Genomic DNA, 17,570 nt, shown 5'->3' on the forward strand with positions numbered 1-17,570 from the left:
CTCCCGTCCGCGCCCATTGCGCCGATGTCCTGCACTGCGGATCGACGCAGGCCCGGCCAACGCCGCCACGTTCTACCCATCGTTCCAAGGAATTCAGGCATGTCCAGACGTCACCTCATACTCACAGCTGCGGTGCTTTCCCTGACTGGCTGCGGTGGCTATGACTACAGCTGCGATGCGGCCAAGACCGCTGAACTGGTGCGCCAGCAATACGCCCAGACCATCAACGAGATCTACGCGGACGACATCGCTGCCGGCCAGCCCCCACTGGAGGCCAGCCAGATCTCGCTGGTCGACATCAAGACCCAGGAAGAGCCGTCGGACAGTGGCGACGCAGGCTTCTATACCTGCAACGCGACCGTAGAGGCGACCTGGCCCAAGGCCGCGCTGGAGCGCCTGGCCCCTGCTGCTGCCCAACTGGCCAGCGTCGGTGCCATTCTCGAGAACGGCCATCTGCGTCACGCTCTCAGCTATGAGTCCTCATTGGAAGGCGGTGACAAGCAGCAGGTCGACATCACCCTGCCGGAAGCCGTCGAACTGAGCCTCAAGACCCTGGCCGGCCAGGAACCCATGGACGAATACCTGGAAGATGCTCCCGACGGCGAACAGGAAGCACCCTAGCCCCTCCGGGCACCAGGGCCGCTGTGCAGCCCTGGTGCCCGCGTGTATGATCCATTTCCCCCTCGCCAGCATCCTCCGGCGGGTTCGTGAGCCCTGGTGCCCCTGTGGTGATCCCGCATGACGTCGCCATCCTCCGGCCCGGCATTCGTCACTCCGCGTTTGCACCGTGCCCCGTCTGCGCTCACGATGAACAGAACCGTGACCTAGAAAGCCGCCTCGGAGTGCCGCTTCATGCCTGACTATCGCTCGAAAACCTCCACCCAGGGCCGCAACATGGCTGGCGCCCGGGCGCTCTGGCGCGCCACCGGGATGAAGGACGAAGACTTCAAGAAGCCGATCATCGCCATCGCCAACTCCTTCACCCAGTTCGTACCCGGCCACGTCCATCTCAAGGACCTCGGCCAACTGGTCGCCCGGGAGATCGAGAAGGCCGGCGGCGTGGCCAAGGAATTCAACACCATCGCCGTGGACGATGGCATCGCCATGGGCCACGACGGCATGCTCTATTCGCTGCCGAGCCGCGAGATCATCGCCGACGCCGTGGAATACATGGTCAATGCCCACTGCGCCGATGCCCTGGTGTGCATTTCCAATTGCGACAAGATCACCCCCGGCATGCTGATGGCCGCGCTGCGCCTGAACATCCCGGTGGTGTTCGTCTCCGGCGGCCCCATGGAAGCCGGCAAGACCAAGCTGGCCAGCCATGGCCTGGACCTGGTGGACGCCATGGTCATCGCCGCCGACAGCTCGGCCAGTGACGAGAAGGTGGCCGAATACGAGCGCAGCGCCTGCCCCACCTGTGGCAGCTGCTCGGGCATGTTCACCGCCAACTCCATGAACTGCCTGACCGAAGCCCTGGGCCTGGCCCTGCCGGGCAACGGCTCGACCCTGGCGACCCACGCCGACCGCAAGGAGCTGTTCCTCGAGGCCGGCCGCACCATCGTCGAGCTGTGCCGCCGCTATTACCAGGAAAACGACGAGTCCGCGCTGCCGCGCAACATCGCCTCCTTCGCGGCCTTCGAGAACGCCATGACCCTGGACATCGCCATGGGTGGCTCGACCAACACCATCCTGCACCTGCTGGCCGCGGCCCAGGAAGCCGAGGTGGACTTCGACCTGCGCAACATCGATGCCCTGTCGCGCAAGGTGCCGCAGCTGTGCAAGGTGGCGCCGAACATCCAGAAGTACCACATGGAAGACGTCCATCGCGCCGGTGGCATCTTCAGCATTCTCGGCGAATTGGCCCGTGGCGGCCTGCTCAACACCGATCTGCCCACCGTGCACAGCCGTACCCTGGGCGAAGCCATCGAGAAGTGGGACATCACCCTGACCCAGGACGAGGCGGTAAAGACCTTCTTCCTCGCCGGCCCGGCCGGGATTCCGACCCAGGAAGCCTTCAGCCAGTCCACCCGCTGGGACAGCCTGGACGATGACCGTGCCGGTGGCTGCATCCGCAGCGTCGAGCACGCCTACTCCCAGGAAGGCGGTCTGGCGGTGCTCTACGGCAACATCGCTCTGGACGGCTGCGTGGTGAAGACCGCCGGCGTGGATGAATCCATCCATGTGTTCGAAGGCAATGCCAAGGTGTTCGAAAGCCAGGACGCCGCGGTACGCGGCATTCTCGCCGACGAGGTGAAGGCCGGCGATATCGTCATCATCCGCTACGAGGGCCCCAAGGGCGGCCCGGGCATGCAGGAGATGCTCTATCCCACCAGCTACCTGAAGTCCAAAGGCCTGGGCAAGCAGTGCGCCCTGCTCACCGACGGGCGCTTCTCCGGGGGCACCTCGGGCCTGTCCATCGGCCATGCTTCGCCGGAAGCCGCGGCGGGCGGCGCCATCGGCCTGGTCCGTGACGGCGACAAGGTGCTCATCGACATTCCCCAGCGCAGCATCAACCTGCTGGTGAGCGATGAGGAGCTGTCCCACCGCCGTATCGAGCAGGACAAGCTGGGCTGGAAACCCGCCCAGCCCCGCGCTCGCCGCGTCACCACGGCGCTCAAGGCCTATGCCCTGTTGGCAACCAGCGCCGACAAGGGTGGTGTGCGCGACAAGGCACTGCTCGGCTGACCGCTACACTCGGGCGACGGCATTAGCCGTCGTCCCCTCCCCCTCTGCTGCACCTCTGTTCCGCATCCTAGACAGCACGCGCCAGCCCCCATTCCAGAGCGGCTGCAATGTTGCTTGGCTTGCTACTTTTGCAGAAACATTTCTTGTGATTCAGCTAACACTTAGCCGCAAGCGCAGCGCTAGGCCGTTGAGTGATCAAAGGCTACCCTCTGTCTGCCGCTGAATTGATTCAGCGGCCAGTTTGTAGTCTGGTTGACGTCAATGGTCACACCTTAAGAGCTGCTTCTGGAGCACAACTCGGTTTGACCAGGCTCTGCTGAATACAAAAACAATAAATAGGGAAAAACATGAGTAAGAAAAAGGCTATCCCCTTTGCAAGGGTTTCCGCTGCATCCCTGCTAGGCACCCTCCTCCTCGCCCCTACCGTTCACGCCTTCGAAACCACCGGCTACTTCCGTGCCGGCCTGGGTGACTCCTCTGGCCGCGATTCCATGCGCTGTTTCAAGCTGCAAGGTGCCCAGTCCAAGTACCGCCTGGGCAACGAGTGCGAGCAGTACGGCGAGTTCGCGGCCAAGCAGGATGTCCTCACGCTGGACGACGGTTCCGCCGTCGGTGTCTACGGCATGGCCAGCCTGAACAACCGGTATGATCGCACCCCGACCTTCCATGGCGACAATGGGGAGATCCGCATGCCCCAGGCCTATGCCTATTGGAACAACATCGCCGCCCTGAACGGCGGTAACCTCTGGGCGGGCCGCCGTTACTACAAGCGGAACGACATCCATATTTCCGACTTCTTCTACTGGAACCAGAGCGCCACCGGCGGCGGTATCGAGGACGTCAACATCGGTGGCCTCAAGTACAGCCTGGCCTTCTCGCGCAAGGACAACCAGAACCAGAAGGACTTCCAGAACCGCTACGACTTCAATGTCGCCGGCTTCAACACCAATCCCAATGGCTCGCTGGAGATCGGTGTCAGCTATCTGGACAAGCCCACCAACCAGCCCAATGCCAACAGCGGCGTGGCGGTGACGCTGCAGCACAAGCAGGCCAACTTCATGGGCTGGGGCGGCGTCAACACCTTCGCCGTGCAGCGCGGCCAGGGTCCGGGCACCGCCCTGGGCAGCACCGGCGATCCGACCCTGAGCAGCGCGGACGTCTCCTACCGGGTGGTGGACTTCTTCGACTGGCAGATCAGTCGCTACTGGGGTGGCCAGGTAGCCGCGGTGTACCAGAAGGACAAGCGCCCCAACGGTAACGACCTGCGCTGGACCTCGCTGGGTGGCCGACTGGTCTACGGCATCAACGACCAGTTCAAGTTCTCCACCGAACTGGGCCACGACCAGGTGGAAGCCCCTGGCGGCACCCGCAAGCTGACCAAGCTGACCCTGGCCCCCACCTGGTCGCCCAAAGGACCGGAATTCAAGACCCGACCGGAATTCCGCCTGTTCTACACCTATGCTGTCTGGAACCGAGCAGCGCAGAACGCCGCTGACCAGTTCGATCCGGGTTCGGCCCTGTCGAGCACCGGGACCTTTGGCAGCGACCTGCACGGCTCCAACATCGGCTTCCAAGTCGAGCAGTGGTGGTAACAGCTCCACCGCGACCGGCGTGCTGCCGGTCGCGTTCCTGTCTCTGAACCCGAGAGCATAACAATGAAAAGAACCGTCTCCCTCGCGTCCTTCGCCGGTTGCCTGTTGGCCGCCGCCCTCGCCAGTACCACCGCCCAGGCCGCCCCGGTGACGGCCTGCCTGATCACCAAGACCGACACCAACCCCTTCTTCGTCAAGATGAAGGAAGGCGCCACGGCCAAGGCCAAGGAGCTGGGTGTCAATCTCAAGGCTTATGCCGGCAAGATCGACGGCGACAGCGAAAGCCAGGTGGCCGCCATCGAGACCTGCATCGCCGATGGCGCCAAGGGCATCCTGATCACCGCCTCGGATACCAAGGGCATCGTGCCCAACCTGCAGAAGGCGCGCGACGCCGGCCTGCTGGTGATCGCCCTGGATACTCCGCTGGACCCGGTGGGTGCAGCCGACATGACCTTCGCCACCGACAACCTGCTGGCCGGCAAGCTGATCGGCCAGTGGGCACGGGAAACCCTGGGCGCCAAGGCCAAGGATGCCCGGGTGGCCTTCCTCGACCTGAACGCCTCGCAACCCTCGGTGGACGTGCTACGCGACCAGGGCTTCATGCTCGGCTTCGGCATCGATCCCAAGGATCCGAACGTCATCGGCGACGAGACCGATCCGCGCATCGTCGGCCACGACGTGACCAACGGCAACGAAGAAGGCGGTCGTGCGGCGATGGAGAATCTGCTGCAGAAGGACCCGACCATTAACGTGGTGCACACCATCAACGAACCGGCCGCCGCTGGTGCCTACGAGGCGCTCAAGGCCGTCGGCCGCGAGAAGGACGTGCTGATCGTCTCCATCGATGGCGGTTGCCCGGGCGTGCACAACGTGGCGGACGGCGTCATCGGCGCCACCTCCCAGCAGTATCCGCTGCACATGGCCGCGCTGGGCATCGAGGCGATCAAGACCTTCGCCGATACCGGCAAGAAGCCGACCCCGACCGAAGGCAAGAACTTCGTCGATACCGGGGTGAAGCTGGTGACGGACAAGCCGGTGCCGGGCATCCAGTCCATCGACAGCAAGACCGCCCTGCAGAAATGCTGGGGCTGATGGTCCGTCGTCCCGGCTGAAGAAGCCAGATCGACTGCGCTCGCCCGCCAGCGGCGGCAGCGCGGTCGATCCACTCACAGCCGCTTTCCCGCTATCAGGAGATTGCCATGAGCGATCCGATCTCGCCCTCCTCGTCCGGCCAGCCGTTCGAGCAGGTGCTCAAGCACAGCGCCACGGAGGTGGCCTCCTTCACGCGTGACGAGCGTAGCGCTCTGCTCAAGTTCCGCCATTTCCTGCATTCGCGCCCCTCGGCGGTCTCGCTGCTGGTGCTCTTGCTGTCGCTGGGCATCTTCGGCGCCCTGCTGGGCGGCAAGTTCTTTTCCGCCTTCACCCTGACCCTGATCCTGCAGCAGGTGGCCATCACCGGTATCGTCGGCGCCGCTCAGACGCTGGTGATCGTCACCGCCGGTATCGACCTCTCGGTGGGTGCCATCATGGTGCTGTCCTCGGTGGTCATGGGCCAGTTCACCTTTCGCTACGGTTTGCCGGTGGAGTTGTCGATCCTCTGTGGCCTGGCGGTGGGCACCCTCTGCGGGATGGTCAATGGCTGGTTGATCGCCCGTATCAAGCTGCCGCCCTTCATCGTCACCCTGGGCATGTGGCAGATCGTCCTGGCCGCCAACTTCCTCTATTCGCAAAACCAGACCATCCGCGCCCAGGAGATCGGTACCACGGCGCCCTTGCTGCAGCTGTTCGGCGAGAACTTCCGCCTGGGCGGCGCCGTCTTCACCTATGGGGTGATCGCCCTGGCGGTGCTGGTCGCGCTGCTCTGGTACGTGCTCAACCATACCGCCTGGGGTCGCCATCTCTATGCGGTGGGCGACGATCCCGACGCGGCGGCCCTGGCCGGGGTCAACGTCAGGCGCATGCTGATCACGGTGTATGGCTTGTCTGGACTGATCTGCGCCTTCGCCGGCTGGGTGCTGATCGGCCGCATCGGCTCGGTCTCCCCTACGGCCGGCCAGTTCGCCAACATCGAGTCCATCACCGCGGTGGTGATCGGTGGCATCTCCCTGTTCGGCGGCCGCGGCTCCATCCTCGGCATGCTGTTCGGGGCCCTGATCGTCGGCGTCTTCGCCCTCGGCCTGCGCCTGCTGGGCACCGACGTGCAATGGACCTATCTGCTGATCGGCACGCTCATCATCGCGGCCGTGGCTATCGACCAATGGATCAGAAAGGCGGCCAGCTGATGACTACCGAACCCCTACTGATGGCGCGCGGCCTGGTGAAACGCTACGGCCGCGTCACCGCCCTCGACCATGCCGACTTCGACCTGCTGCCCGGCGAGATCCTCGCCGTGATCGGCGACAACGGCGCCGGCAAATCCTCGCTGATCAAGGCCATCTCCGGCGCCCTGCGCCCGGACGAGGGCGAGATCCGCTTCGAAGGCCAGCCGATCCAGTTCGCCTCGCCCATCGCCGCGCGGCGCGCCGGCATCGAGACGGTCTACCAGAATCTGGCGCTGTCGCCAGCACTGTCCATCGCCGACAACCTCTTCCTCGGCCGCGAGCTACGCAAGCCGGGTCTGCTCGGTACCCTCTGCCGCACCCTGGATCGCAAGGCCATGGAGCGCATCGCCCGGGAAAAGCTCTCCGAACTCGGGCTGATGACCATCCAGAACATCAACCAGGCGGTGGAGACCCTCTCCGGTGGCCAGCGCCAAGGCGTGGCGGTGGCCCGTGCCGCAGCCTTCGGCTCCAAGGTGATCATCCTCGACGAACCCACCGCGGCCCTGGGGGTGAAGGAGTCGCGCAAGGTGCTGGAGCTGATTCTCGATGTGCGCGCCCGGGGCATCGCCATCGTGCTGATCTCGCACAACATGCCCCATGTGTTCGAGATCGCCGATCGCATCCACATCCATCGGCTGGGACGGCGGCTGACGGTGATCGACCCACGGGAGCACTCCATGGCCGATGCCGTGGCGCTGATGACCGGCGCCCAGACCGTGGCCGCCTGAGAGGAGGTCAAGCCGGGACCTTCCAGCCGGCATCCGCGCTGGAAGGCCCCGGCTAGGCCGTCTCGCTTGGGCCAATGTGGTCTTATTTTTTTCGCATAAAGCCTGACCAAAAGCTCAAGTTATCCTGTACGGACACCGATAAAGGATTACTAGTAATTCTTATCGGGGTCACTCAGTCATGCCCACTGCCTTGTCGTTGAAACAGAAGCTGTCGTTGTCGGCCACTGCGGCCGTCCTGGTCGTCGGTGTCGGCCTGACGACCATCAATTTCTTCAATACCCGCGCCGCCCTCGAAGCCTCCACGGTCGAGCAACTGAAGACGGTCAGCTTCGTCTTCAACGGTGGCGTCCAGCAATGGCTGGATGGCAAGGCCGCCGCGCTCCGCGCCCTGGCGGCCGAGACCCCGGAGGCGAACCTTCCGGCCAGTCTCAACCAGGTCAGGCTGTCCGGGAGCTTCGACAATGTCTTCTATGCCCGCGGCGATGGCAGCCAGGTGAATGCCAACGGTGTCCAGTTGCCGCCGGACAACAACGATCCCCGCAAATGGCTGTGGTACCAGCAGGCATTACAGAATCCCGGCCAGGTGTTCTTCTCCATCCCCACCGTCGCGGCGGCGACCAAGCAGAACGTGCTATCGCTGGGCTGGGCGCTGCAGGCGGGCGGCAAGCCCGTGGCGGTGCTCGGTGCGGACGTGAGCATCCGCGACATCCTCGAGCAGCTCAAGCGCGTGCAATTGCCGGGTGCCGGCAGCGCCGTGCTGATCAACGGCCAGAGCATCGTGCTGGGACATGAGGATGCCGCCCTGCTGGCCAAGCCCATCACCGAACTCTACCCCTTGCTGACGGCGGATACGCTCAAGCATCTGGCCCAGGCGCCGGGCGAGAGCTACGTCGAGACCGCGGCTGGCCAGCGCCTGTACGCAGCGCCCATGAACCACAACGGCGAAACCCTGATCATGATCGTCGACGAGGGGGTGCTCATGGCGCCGCTGCAACGGCAGCTGTGGATCAGCATCGTCATCCTGGCCGTGGTACTCGGGGTATCGCTGCTGCTCATCAATCTGCTGTGCAGCTATCTGCTCCGGCCGCTCGGCGTGGTCTCGGCGGGCCTGCAGGTGATCGCCAACGGCCAAGGGGATCTGACCCGGCGGATCGCCGTACAGAGCAACGACGAAGTCGGCGGCCTGGCGGGGCACTTCAACCAGTTCGTCGCCAGCCTGCACGGCCTGATCGGCGGCGTGCGCCAGCATGCCGAGGATGTCGATGCGGAGTCGCAAAACGTCCTGCAGCGTAGCGCTGCGGCCACCCAGGAGCTGGGGCGCTTGCAACAGGAAATCACCCTGGTGGCCACGGCGGTGACGGAAATGTCCTCCGCGACCCAGGAAATCGCCCGCAACGCCGAGCAAACGGCCGCGGCCATCCGGCAGTCGTCTAACAGCACCACCCAGGGTCTGAACCTGGTGCAAACCAGCAAACTGTCCATCAACAGCCTGGCCCAGGAAGTGGATGACGCCACCCGGGTGATCGGCGAGCTGGACCATCACTCGCAATCCATCGCCAAGGTGCTGGACAGCATCCAGAGCATCGCCGAGCAGACCAACCTGCTGGCCCTGAACGCGGCCATCGAGGCGGCCCGGGCCGGCGAGCATGGCCGGGGCTTCGCGGTGGTGGCCGACGAAGTACGGACGCTGTCGCAGCGAACCCAGGCGTCGACGCGCGAAATCAACGAGACCATCGGCACGCTCCAGCAGATGACCCGCCAGGCGGTGCAGCGCATGGACAGCAGCATGGCCATCGCCGAACGCAGCGTCGCCGACGTGGAGCGCGCCTCCAGCGCCCTCGAAGAGATCGCCCAGAGCGCTGGCGTGATTTCCGAGATGTCGCTGCAGATCGCCACGGCGGCCGAGGAACAGACCTCGGTCACCGAGGAAATCACCCGCAACGTGATCACCATCAAGGGACTGGGCGATACCCTGGCCAGCGGCGCCGAGGATTCGGAACGGCAATCGCGCTCCCTGCAGCATCATGCCGCCGATCTCAGCCGCGACGTGGCGCGCTTCATCCTGTAAGGGATTGGCGTCGATGCAGATACCCGCCCGCTGGAAGGCTGGCGGGTATCCACTCGACCTGCGGCTACGGGCGGGCATCCGGTAAGATCGGCGCTTTGCCGTGACGACCCGCCCATGTCTCAGACTCCCCGCTCCGAATTGCTCTATGGTCCCGCCGACCGCCCACGACCGCTGATCGCCCTGCTGGCCGCCATCCAGCACCTGTTGGCGATCATCGTCCCCATCGTCACGCCCGGCTTGCTGATCTGCCAGGCGCTGGGCGTCGCGCCGCGCGACACCAATATGATCGTCTCCATGTCGCTGGTGATCTCCGGCATCGCCACCTTCGTCCAGTGCCGCCGCTTCGGGCCCTTCGGTGCCGGGCTGCTGATCGTCCAGGGGACCAGTTTCAACTTCGTCGGCCCGCTGATCGCCGGCGGCGCCCTGATGGTGAAGAACGGCACCCCGGTGGAAGCGGTGATGGCGGCCATCTTCGGCGTGGTCATGGCCGGCTCCTTCGTCGAGATGGGCGTCTCGCGGATCCTGCCCTTCGTCAAAAGACTCATCACCCCGCTGGTGACCGGCATCGTGGTGCTGATGATCGGCCTGACGCTGATCAAGGTCGGCCTGATCAGCATGGGCGGCGGCTTCGCCGCGCTGGGCAACGGCACCTTCGCCAACGGCGAGAACCTGCTGCTGTCGGGCACGGTGCTGGCGACCATCGTGGTACTCAACCGACTTCCGCTACGCGGCTTGCGCAGCAGCGCCATCGTCGTCGCCCTGCTGCTCGGCTACGCCCTGGCCGCCTGGCTGGGTCGGCTGGATTTCACCGGCATGCACCAGGCCGCCTGGATACAGCTGCCCCTGCCGCTGCACTTCGGCCTGGGCTTTTCCTGGTCGCTGTTCGTACCGCTGCTGGTGATCTATCTGGTGACCTCGCTGGAGGCCATCGGCGACATCACCGCCACCAGCAAGGTCTCCCGCGAGCCGGTGGAAGGGCCGCTGTGGATGCAGCGGATCAAGGGTGGGGTGCTGGTCAATGGTGCCAATTCGCTCCTGGCCGGGTTGTTCAACACCTTTCCCAGCTCGGTGTTCGCACAGAACAACGGGGTGATCCAGCTGACCGGCATCGCCAGTCGCCACGTCGGTCTGTGGATCGCCGCCATCCTGGTGCTGCTGGGACTCTTTCCGGCGGTGGCCGGGGTCATCCAGGCGGTGCCCGAGCCGGTGCTGGGCGGTGCGGCCATGGTGATGTTCGGCGCGGTCGCCGCCTCGGGGATCAACATCCTCGCTGGCGTCGACCTGGATAGACGCGCGCTGCTGATCATCGCCGTATCCCTGGCCCTGGGCCTGGGCATCTCCCAGGTGCCGGAATTCCTCGCGCACCTCCCCGCTGGCCTGCGGGCGGTGCTGGAATCGGGTGTCGCCACCGGTGGCCTGTGCGCTCTGCTGCTGAACTGGTTCCTGCCGGAAACGCCGAAGGCCCCTAACTAGACTGACCTTTTTCATCCGACGAGTTGAAGTTCCCCTAAGGGATGCCGATAGCCCGGCAAGTAAACTGTGGATCCGCGCACGGTCGTCGCTTCGACCCTGCGCCATCCACCCAGCAGAGCGCCCATGATCAGCCCGGATGTTCCTGTCGTTAAGGTCCCGCTGCGCGAGTATGCGGCCCTGGCCCGTGCCATGGGGGCCACGGTCTTCGCGCAGAACCTTGAGAAGCGGCCCGGCGAGCTGGTCGGCTGGCGCTTTCCCAAGGGCTGCTTCGTGCAGAAGGCGCATTTCCAGCTGTTGCTGGGGCGCCTGCCGGACACTCTCTAGCCAGCCCCTTCCAGCTCTGCCAGCAGGCGCTGCGCCGCAGCCAGTTCAGTCTCGTTGAAGACGGTGACACCTACGCGCTTCAGTGCCGCCGCCGTGACGCCCTCGCCCGCGACCCGGGTGTCACTGAAGCTGCCGTCGTAGTTTTCGCTATTGCCGCACGACGGACTACGCGCCTTGAGCACCGCCAGGCGGATGCCATGGCGCGCCACCAACTCCAGTGCGGCCTCGGCGCCAGCGACGAAGGCGGCGGTCACGTCCGCGCCACTGTCGGTCAGTACCGGCAGCTGGCCATCCAGCACGGCGCCACCCTGGCCACCAGCGATCTCGGCCGGCGGGCGCGGCGTGGGCAAGCCACCCGCCACTTCCGGGCAGAGGGGCACGATGCGGCCTTCCGCCTGCCAGCTACCCAGCAGATCGAAGGGACCATGGGCGCCGCCGTCGTAGCGCACCCTATGCCCCAGCAGGCAGCGACTCACCAGTATCTTTTCCATGGTGCCTCCGGTAGTCCCACTACTTTAACCCTGCAGCGGATTCTCGCCACGGCGCCGGAACCAGCCGGTCAGCGACAGTCGCTCGCGGGTGGCGGGCAGCACCTCGTGGGGCAGTTGGCCGGACAGGAAGCAGACCAGGCTACCGCCCTGGGGCAGGACGTCCTGATGGCGCTGCTCGTCCAGGTGGAGGCGCAACTCTCCGCCGTGCTCCGGCAGCCAGGCGTCGTTGAGATAGAGCACCAGGGAGACCATGCGCCGGTCGTCGTCGCGGAAACGATCGAGATGCCGGGCATAGAAGGCGCCGGGCGGATAGAGGGCGAAGTGGCTTTCGTAGTCCTCCAGCCCGAGGAACAGGCTGCGATTGAAGGCCTCACGCAGGGTATCCATGAGGTGCAGATAGCGTTGCACGCCCGGATGGGCGTCATCCGGCTCCAGCCAGGCGATGTGATCGCCGCGCACCCCCTCGCGGATCTGCGGGCTGTCGCCACGGCCGATGCCGGCGCGTTCGAGTTCGCCGCGAGCATGGCGCAGCCGGCATTCGGCGGCCAGTTCGGCGGTGAGATCCAGCGGCAGGAAGATGCTCTGCCGCGACCAGCCATGCTCGGCGAGATCGTCGACGATACGTTGCAGCAGGGGATGCTCGGGGTGCAGAGCCATCGCGAAAACCGTGAGGAACCGGACAGGACCGGCGGGATGCCGAGTGTAAGAGAAGTGGGCCGCTCCTGCGCGGCTGTCTGGACCAGGCGACGAATGCCCCGGACCAGCGCCTCGACAGCTAGGCCGCGGTTACCGACAATGACGGACTTTCCGGCTCTGCGCCGCTGCCCGAGGTGTCCATGCGCGTTCTGTTCGCTTCCCTGCTTTTCGCCGTCGCCCTGCCGACCCTGGCCGATGATGCGGTCAGTCTCTATCAGGCCGCCGGTTGGCCCGAACAGCGCGGGCATTTCCGCGATGCCCTGCAGGCCGCCCAACAGCGCTACCAGAACAGCCTGCCGCCGGCGCTGTATCAGAGCCTGGTGGACAACAGCAACAAACGCTACACCGCCGGCGCCATCGACCAGCGCGCCCTCGCCGCCCTGCGCCAGAACCTGCCCGCCGAGGGTCCGGCGCTGCAATTCTTCCAGTCGCCGGTAGGCCAGAAGGTGGTCGCCGCGGAAATCGCCGCCACCCGGAGCGACCAGTTGGCCAAGAACGCCAACGGCGTGCCGCAGATGCAGGCCAGTGCGGCGCGCCGTGCCCAGGCCAAGCGCCTGGCTGCGGCCCTGCCGGTGCGCGAAGCGGGCGCCGAGGTGAGCGTGGCCCTGGCGGGGCTGGCCGCCGACAGCCTGAGTTCGATGCTGCCGGGCCTGATGGGCCAGCAGCAATCCGGCGGCATGATCGAACAGCAGCGCCAGAGATTCATCCAGCAGATGAACGCCGGTGACCTGGAAAACACCCTGCTCTATGTCTACCGCACCCTGAGCGACAACGAACTCAGCCAGTTCGCCGACTTCGCCAGCTCGCCCAATGGCACGGCCTACTACCGCGCCGCCGTGGCCGCGCTGCGGGCTGGGCTGGGTAGCGGCGGCCAATAAAAGCTCTCAGGCCAGGCGCTCATCCAGCCAACGGAAATAGCGCTGGCGCAGGGCTGCGGTCTCGTTGACCAGGTGGTGACGTGCCTCGGGCAGGCGCAGCACCTCCGGCCGGGCGAACTTGGCTTCCAGCACACCGAGGTTGTGCCGCCAGTCGACGGTGAAATCCTGCTCGCCCTGGATCACCAGGGGCGTGCGGGTGCTGGGCGCTGCGCCCTCCAGCTGCGGGATCCAGCGCGCCAGCGCTCCCACCCACTGAGCGGGCAACTCCCGCGGCTGCAACCCGTCCTGTTGCAGGAATTCAAGAAAAGCCGGATCGCCGGAATTCACCGAGAAGCGCCGCGGCAGCGCCCGCACGAAGGGCTTGACCAGGCGATAGGTCCATAGGCCCTGGCGCCAGGCATGAGGCCGTACCAGCGGCGCCAGCAGTACCGTCTGGCCCAACTCATCGGCGGGATTTCCCCGCAGCAGATAGTCCAGCAGGATGGCCCCGCCGGTACTCTGGCCGAGGAGATGCCAGGGGCGCGGTAGCTCCAGGCGCCGCGCCTCGGCGATCAGCGCCGTGAGGGTGGTCTGGTATTCAGCGAAGTCATGGATGCTGGCGCGGGCCCCGCTCGACAACCCGTGCCCAGGCAGGTCGCAGGCCAGTACCGCCAGTTGCCGCGACAGTGCCCAGTCCACGACATGACCATAGAGCCCCATGTGATCGTAGTAGCCGTGCAGCATCAGCAGGCTGCCGCGCGGCTCACGTGGCCACCAGCCCTGCACGGCGAGTTGGTAATCACCGGCGGGCAGGCGGCCCAGGGCGACGGTCACCTCGGGCCGTGCCAGGCTGTCGGCCAGGCGATAGAAGGCGCGATAGCCCTGGTGGTCGGCATCGGGCGGCAGGTCGAAGCGCAAAGGCACCAATGCCTGGCGAAGCCGGTCTAGATCGAAGGAAGCAGTCATGGGCGCTCTGACAAGCAAAGGGCGTCCATGATCAACGTCCGCACCGACTGCGGACAAGTCCTCCGGCAGTCATTTCCAATTGTTTCAAATCGCGCAATGTAGCGCTGCGCAGAGAAGACTGAATATTTCACTGCCTAGGCAGTATTATCAATACGCTTGATTGCCTGGGCAGATACTGCAATGTCACATTTTGACCGTAGCAATTTTCCGCTGCGCTATTCCGTCGGCCACCTCATCCACCTGGCGAACCAATACAAGGACCGCCTGCTGGATAGCCATCTGGTGCCCTATGACATCACCGCCGCCCAGTTCAAGGTGCTGCTGCTGCTCGCCCGCGACCTGACCGGCACCCCGGCCGAACTCAGTCGCTGCCTGTCCCTCGACAGTGGCGCCATGACCCGCATGCTCGACCGCCTCGAAGCCAAGGATCTGCTGCGCCGCGTGCGCAGTCTCAGTGATCGCCGCCAGGTGCGGCTGGAATTGACCGAACAGGGCAAGGCACTGAGCAGCGAACTGATGCAGATCGGCGTGGATGCCCTCAACGACCTCACCCAGTGCCTGGATCGCCAGGAACTGGATGAACTGGAACGCCTGCTTCGCCGAGTGCTCGGCCCCTCCGGCCTGTTGCCGGAGAACTCTGGAGATCTCTGACCCATGACCTTTCGCCTGCCGTTGACCGCCCTCTGCGCCGCCCTGCTGCTGGCAGGCTGCGTGTCGTCCGAGGGTCTGAACCCCCAGGGGCACGCCGTGGACCCGGCGACCCTCAAGGGTGAGGCCACCTTCGCCAGTGATCGCCTCTCGCCCGCCCAATGGCCGAGCGCCGACTGGTGGACGCGCCTGGGCGATCCGCAACTCGACGGCCTGATCCGCGAGGCCCTGCGCGACAGCCCGTCGCTGCAGGAAGCCGATGCACGCAGCCGTCAGGCCGACGCCGCGGTGCTCGCCGCCGATGCCAATCGCGAACCGCAGATCGATGCCAGCGGCGGTGTCACCCGCTCGCGCCTAGCACGCCCGGACGACCCCCTGGGCCAGGGCGATCGCTACAGCACCCTGCGCCAGCTCGATGTGAGCGGCAGCTACAGCTTCGATCTCTGGGGCGGCCAGCGTGCCGCCTGGGAAGCCGCCCTGGGCCGAGCCCGTGCCGGCGAGGTGGATCGCCAGGCCGCGCGCCTGACCCTGGCTGCCGATGTGACCCGCGCCTACAACCAGCTCGGCCTCGCCTACACCAACCTGGACGTGGCCCAACAGGATCTGGAACGTACCCGCGGCATGCTCGACCTGGCCCAGCGCCGGGTCAGCGCCGGCCTCGACAGCGACTATCAGCTGCAGCAGACCCAGAGCCTGGAAGCCAGCTCCGCCTCGGCCCATACCGCCGCCGAGCAGCAGGTGCGCAGCGCCCAGATCCGTCTCGCCGTGTTGCTGGGCAAGGGCCCCGACCGTGGCGCCGAGATCCCGCGGCCCAAGCTCATCGCCCCCGCTGCGGTAAACCTGCCGGCGCAACTGCCCGCCGAACTGGTCGGCCGGCGCCCGGACCTGATCGCCGCTCGTTGGCGGGTGGAAGCCGCGCGCAAGGACATCGCCGCGAGCAAGACCAACTTCTATCCCAACCTGAACCTGACGGTAGCCGCCGGCAGCAAGGCCATCCTCGGCGATGCCCTGTTCGGTGGTCCGGCGCGCTTCTTCAACGTGGGGCCGGCGCTGTCGCTGCCGATCTTCGATGGCGGTCGCCGGCGGGCGGACCTGGCCAGCCGGGACGCCGACTACGACCTGGCCGTGGCCCAGTACAACCAGACCCTGGTCCAGGCCCTGGGCGACATCGCCGACGCCATCACCCGCCAGCGCTCGCTGGAACAGCAGCTCGTCGATCAGCAGCGGGCACGGGACATCGCCAAGAGCTCCTTCGACATCGCCATGCAGCGCTATGGCGCCGGCATCGGCAACTACCTCGACGCCCTGACCGTCGAGCAACAGCTGCTGCAAGCCGACCGCCAGCTCGCCAGCCTCCAGGCCGACCGCATCGACAGCGGCGTGCTGTTGATGCAGGCCCTGGGTGGCGGCTTCCAACCGTCCACATTGCCGCCGGCACCCGCCGCCGCCACCTCACACTGATATCGAGATCGCGATCATGGCCGATTCCGCCGCAACCGCTCACGACAACGCCCAGGAGCAGCCGAACAAGGGCTCCGGCAAACGCAAATTCTTCCTGCTGCTCCTGCTGCTCCTGGTGATCCTGGCCGGTGCGGGCGTCTACTGCTACCACCTGTTCTATGGCCGCTTCCATGCCAGCACCGACGATGCCTACGTCAATGGCAACCTGGTGCAGCTCACCCCCCAGGTGGCCGGCATCGTGACCCGCATCGCCGTCGATGATGGCGACTTCGTGCGCGAGGGCGACGTTCTGGTGGAGCTCGATCCCAACGACACCAGCATCGCCGAGCAGAGCGCCGAGGCCAACTTGGCCCAGACCGTGCGCAAGGTGCGCGGTCTCTACAGCAATGTGGACGGCTACAAGGCCCAGGTCGCCGCGCGCAAGGTCGAGGTCGAGCGCGCCCGTGCCGACTACGCCCGCCGGCGGAAACTGGCCCAGGGTGGCGCCATCTCCCAGGAAGAACTGGCCCACGCCCGTGACACCCTGGCCGCCGCCGAGAGCTCCCTGACCTCCGCCCAGCAGCAACTGGATACCAACAAAGCCCTGGTGGACGACACCCAGATCGCCTCCCACCCGGACGTCAAGGCCGCCGCCGCCCAGCTGCGCCAGGCCTACCTGAACCATGTCCGCACCAAGCTACTGGCGCCGGTGAGCGGCTACATCGCCAAGCGCTCGGTACAAGTCGGCAGCATGGTGCAGCCTGGCGCCGCGCTGATGGCGGTGGTGCCCCTGGACCAGATCTGGATCGATGCCAACTTCAAGGAGACCCAGCTCGCCGAGATGCGCATCGGCCAGCCGGTGGAAATCCATTCCGACTTCTATGGCGACGACGTCCGCTACCGCGGCACCGTGGAAAGCCTGGGCGTGGGTACCGGTAGCGCCTTCTCGCTGCTGCCGGCGCAGAACGCCACCGGCAACTGGATCAAGATCGTCCAGCGCCTGCCGGTACGGATTCGCCTGGAGCACGACAACCTGGACAAGCACCCGCTGCGGATCGGCCTGTCGACGGTGGTCGATGTCGACCTGCACGACCAGGACGGCGCCCGCCTGCCCGCCGCCACGCCGAAGCAGCCGCGCTACAGCACGGACGTCTACGACCATCAGTTGGCCGACGCCGAGCAGTTGATCCAGCAGATCATCCACAACAACGGTCCGGCGGCGCGCGCCTCCGGTGTCACCAAACGCTGAGGTCGCGGGGCCCGCGCAGAGGCCCCCAC

Annotated in this window: 16 protein-coding genes and 1 pseudogene; 14 read left to right on the top strand and 3 right to left on the bottom strand. The window is 65.9% G+C overall.

Annotated elements, in window-relative coordinates:
• Positions 1-99: 99 nt before the first annotated feature.
• The 10 genes and pseudogenes from CCZ28_RS10920 to CCZ28_RS10960 all read left to right on the top strand — a co-directional run bounded on the left by CCZ28_RS10920 (position 100) and on the right by CCZ28_RS10960 (position 11,194).
• On the top strand, positions 100-621 hold the full coding sequence (locus CCZ28_RS10920) for a hypothetical protein (protein ID WP_140217961.1): 522 nt from the start codon (positions 100-102) through the stop codon (positions 619-621).
• A 231-nt stretch (positions 622-852) separates the two neighbouring features.
• The gene (ilvD, locus tag CCZ28_RS10925) at positions 853-2,688 is read left to right on the top strand and encodes a dihydroxy-acid dehydratase (RefSeq protein ID WP_058763677.1); all 1,836 of its coding nucleotides are present in this window, start codon (positions 853-855) and stop codon (positions 2,686-2,688) included.
• Positions 2,689-3,035: 347 nt separating this feature from the next.
• Positions 3,036-4,280, top strand: coding sequence for a maltoporin (locus tag CCZ28_RS10930; RefSeq protein WP_240795259.1), 1,245 nt, complete (start codon positions 3,036-3,038; stop codon positions 4,278-4,280).
• Between the two features lie 63 nt (positions 4,281-4,343).
• The gene (locus CCZ28_RS10935) at positions 4,344-5,372 is read left to right on the top strand and encodes a sugar ABC transporter substrate-binding protein (RefSeq protein WP_140217963.1); all 1,029 of its coding nucleotides are present in this window, start codon (positions 4,344-4,346) and stop codon (positions 5,370-5,372) included.
• A gap of 107 nt (positions 5,373-5,479) precedes the next feature.
• Positions 5,480-6,562 (top strand): ABC transporter permease, encoded by a 1,083-nt coding sequence (locus CCZ28_RS10940; RefSeq protein WP_140217965.1) that lies wholly within the window; start codon positions 5,480-5,482, stop codon positions 6,560-6,562.
• Positions 6,562-7,329, top strand: a complete 768-nt coding sequence (locus CCZ28_RS10945; RefSeq protein ID WP_058766380.1) for an ATP-binding cassette domain-containing protein — start codon at positions 6,562-6,564, stop codon at positions 7,327-7,329. Before CCZ28_RS10940 ends, CCZ28_RS10945 begins: the two co-directional genes overlap by 1 nt.
• Before the next feature lie 979 nt (positions 7,330-8,308).
• Positions 8,309-8,539, top strand: a pseudogene (locus CCZ28_RS25090) (HAMP domain-containing protein); the annotation flags it as partial.
• A 144-nt stretch (positions 8,540-8,683) separates the two neighbouring features.
• Complete coding sequence (locus CCZ28_RS25095) at positions 8,684-9,397, top strand: methyl-accepting chemotaxis protein (RefSeq protein WP_437179217.1); 714 nt, start codon at positions 8,684-8,686, stop codon at positions 9,395-9,397.
• Positions 9,398-9,511: 114 nt separating this feature from the next.
• On the top strand, positions 9,512-10,870 hold the full coding sequence (locus CCZ28_RS10955) for a nucleobase:cation symporter-2 family protein (protein ID WP_140217967.1): 1,359 nt from the start codon (positions 9,512-9,514) through the stop codon (positions 10,868-10,870).
• 123 nt (positions 10,871-10,993) lie between these two features.
• Positions 10,994-11,194, top strand: coding sequence for a hypothetical protein (locus CCZ28_RS10960; protein ID WP_058763689.1), 201 nt, complete (start codon positions 10,994-10,996; stop codon positions 11,192-11,194).
• On the opposite strand, the gene CCZ28_RS10965 is transcribed toward CCZ28_RS10960, so the two are convergent.
• Both CCZ28_RS10965 and CCZ28_RS10970 read right to left on the bottom strand, forming a co-directional pair.
• Positions 11,191-11,685 (bottom strand): DUF523 domain-containing protein, encoded by a 495-nt coding sequence (locus CCZ28_RS10965; protein ID WP_140217970.1) that lies wholly within the window; start codon positions 11,683-11,685, stop codon positions 11,191-11,193. The two genes, CCZ28_RS10960 and CCZ28_RS10965, sit on opposite strands and share 4 nt — an antisense overlap.
• A gap of 24 nt (positions 11,686-11,709) precedes the next feature.
• Entirely contained in the window at positions 11,710-12,342 is a 633-nt protein-coding gene (locus tag CCZ28_RS10970; protein ID WP_140217972.1) for a 2OG-Fe(II) oxygenase, read from the bottom strand.
• Positions 12,343-12,521: 179 nt separating this feature from the next.
• On the opposite strand from CCZ28_RS10970, the gene CCZ28_RS10975 reads away from it, so the two are divergent.
• Positions 12,522-13,259, top strand: a complete 738-nt coding sequence (locus CCZ28_RS10975; RefSeq protein WP_140217974.1) for a DUF2059 domain-containing protein — start codon at positions 12,522-12,524, stop codon at positions 13,257-13,259.
• 6 nt (positions 13,260-13,265) lie between these two features.
• Here the strand turns inward: CCZ28_RS10975 and CCZ28_RS10980 are convergent, their stop codons facing one another.
• Positions 13,266-14,204 (bottom strand): alpha/beta hydrolase, encoded by a 939-nt coding sequence (locus CCZ28_RS10980; protein ID WP_140217976.1) that lies wholly within the window; start codon positions 14,202-14,204, stop codon positions 13,266-13,268.
• Positions 14,205-14,384: 180 nt separating this feature from the next.
• Between CCZ28_RS10980 and CCZ28_RS10985 the strand changes: the two genes are divergently transcribed.
• From CCZ28_RS10985 to CCZ28_RS10995, 3 genes are read left to right on the top strand one after another with little or no spacing between them, the layout of a single operon-like run.
• The gene (locus CCZ28_RS10985) at positions 14,385-14,855 is read left to right on the top strand and encodes a MarR family transcriptional regulator (RefSeq protein ID WP_140217978.1); all 471 of its coding nucleotides are present in this window, start codon (positions 14,385-14,387) and stop codon (positions 14,853-14,855) included.
• Between the two features lie 3 nt (positions 14,856-14,858).
• A complete protein-coding gene (locus tag CCZ28_RS10990) occupies positions 14,859-16,313 on the top strand; it encodes an efflux transporter outer membrane subunit (protein ID WP_140217980.1) in 1,455 nt (484 codons plus the stop codon).
• Between the two features lie 16 nt (positions 16,314-16,329).
• Complete coding sequence (locus CCZ28_RS10995; RefSeq protein WP_140217982.1) at positions 16,330-17,541, top strand: HlyD family efflux transporter periplasmic adaptor subunit; 1,212 nt, start codon at positions 16,330-16,332, stop codon at positions 17,539-17,541.
• Positions 17,542-17,570: the final 29 nt, after the last annotated feature.

This window comes from Pseudomonas oryzihabitans (assembly GCF_006384975.1).
Lineage (GTDB): Bacteria > Pseudomonadota > Gammaproteobacteria > Pseudomonadales > Pseudomonadaceae > Chryseomonas > Chryseomonas psychrotolerans_B.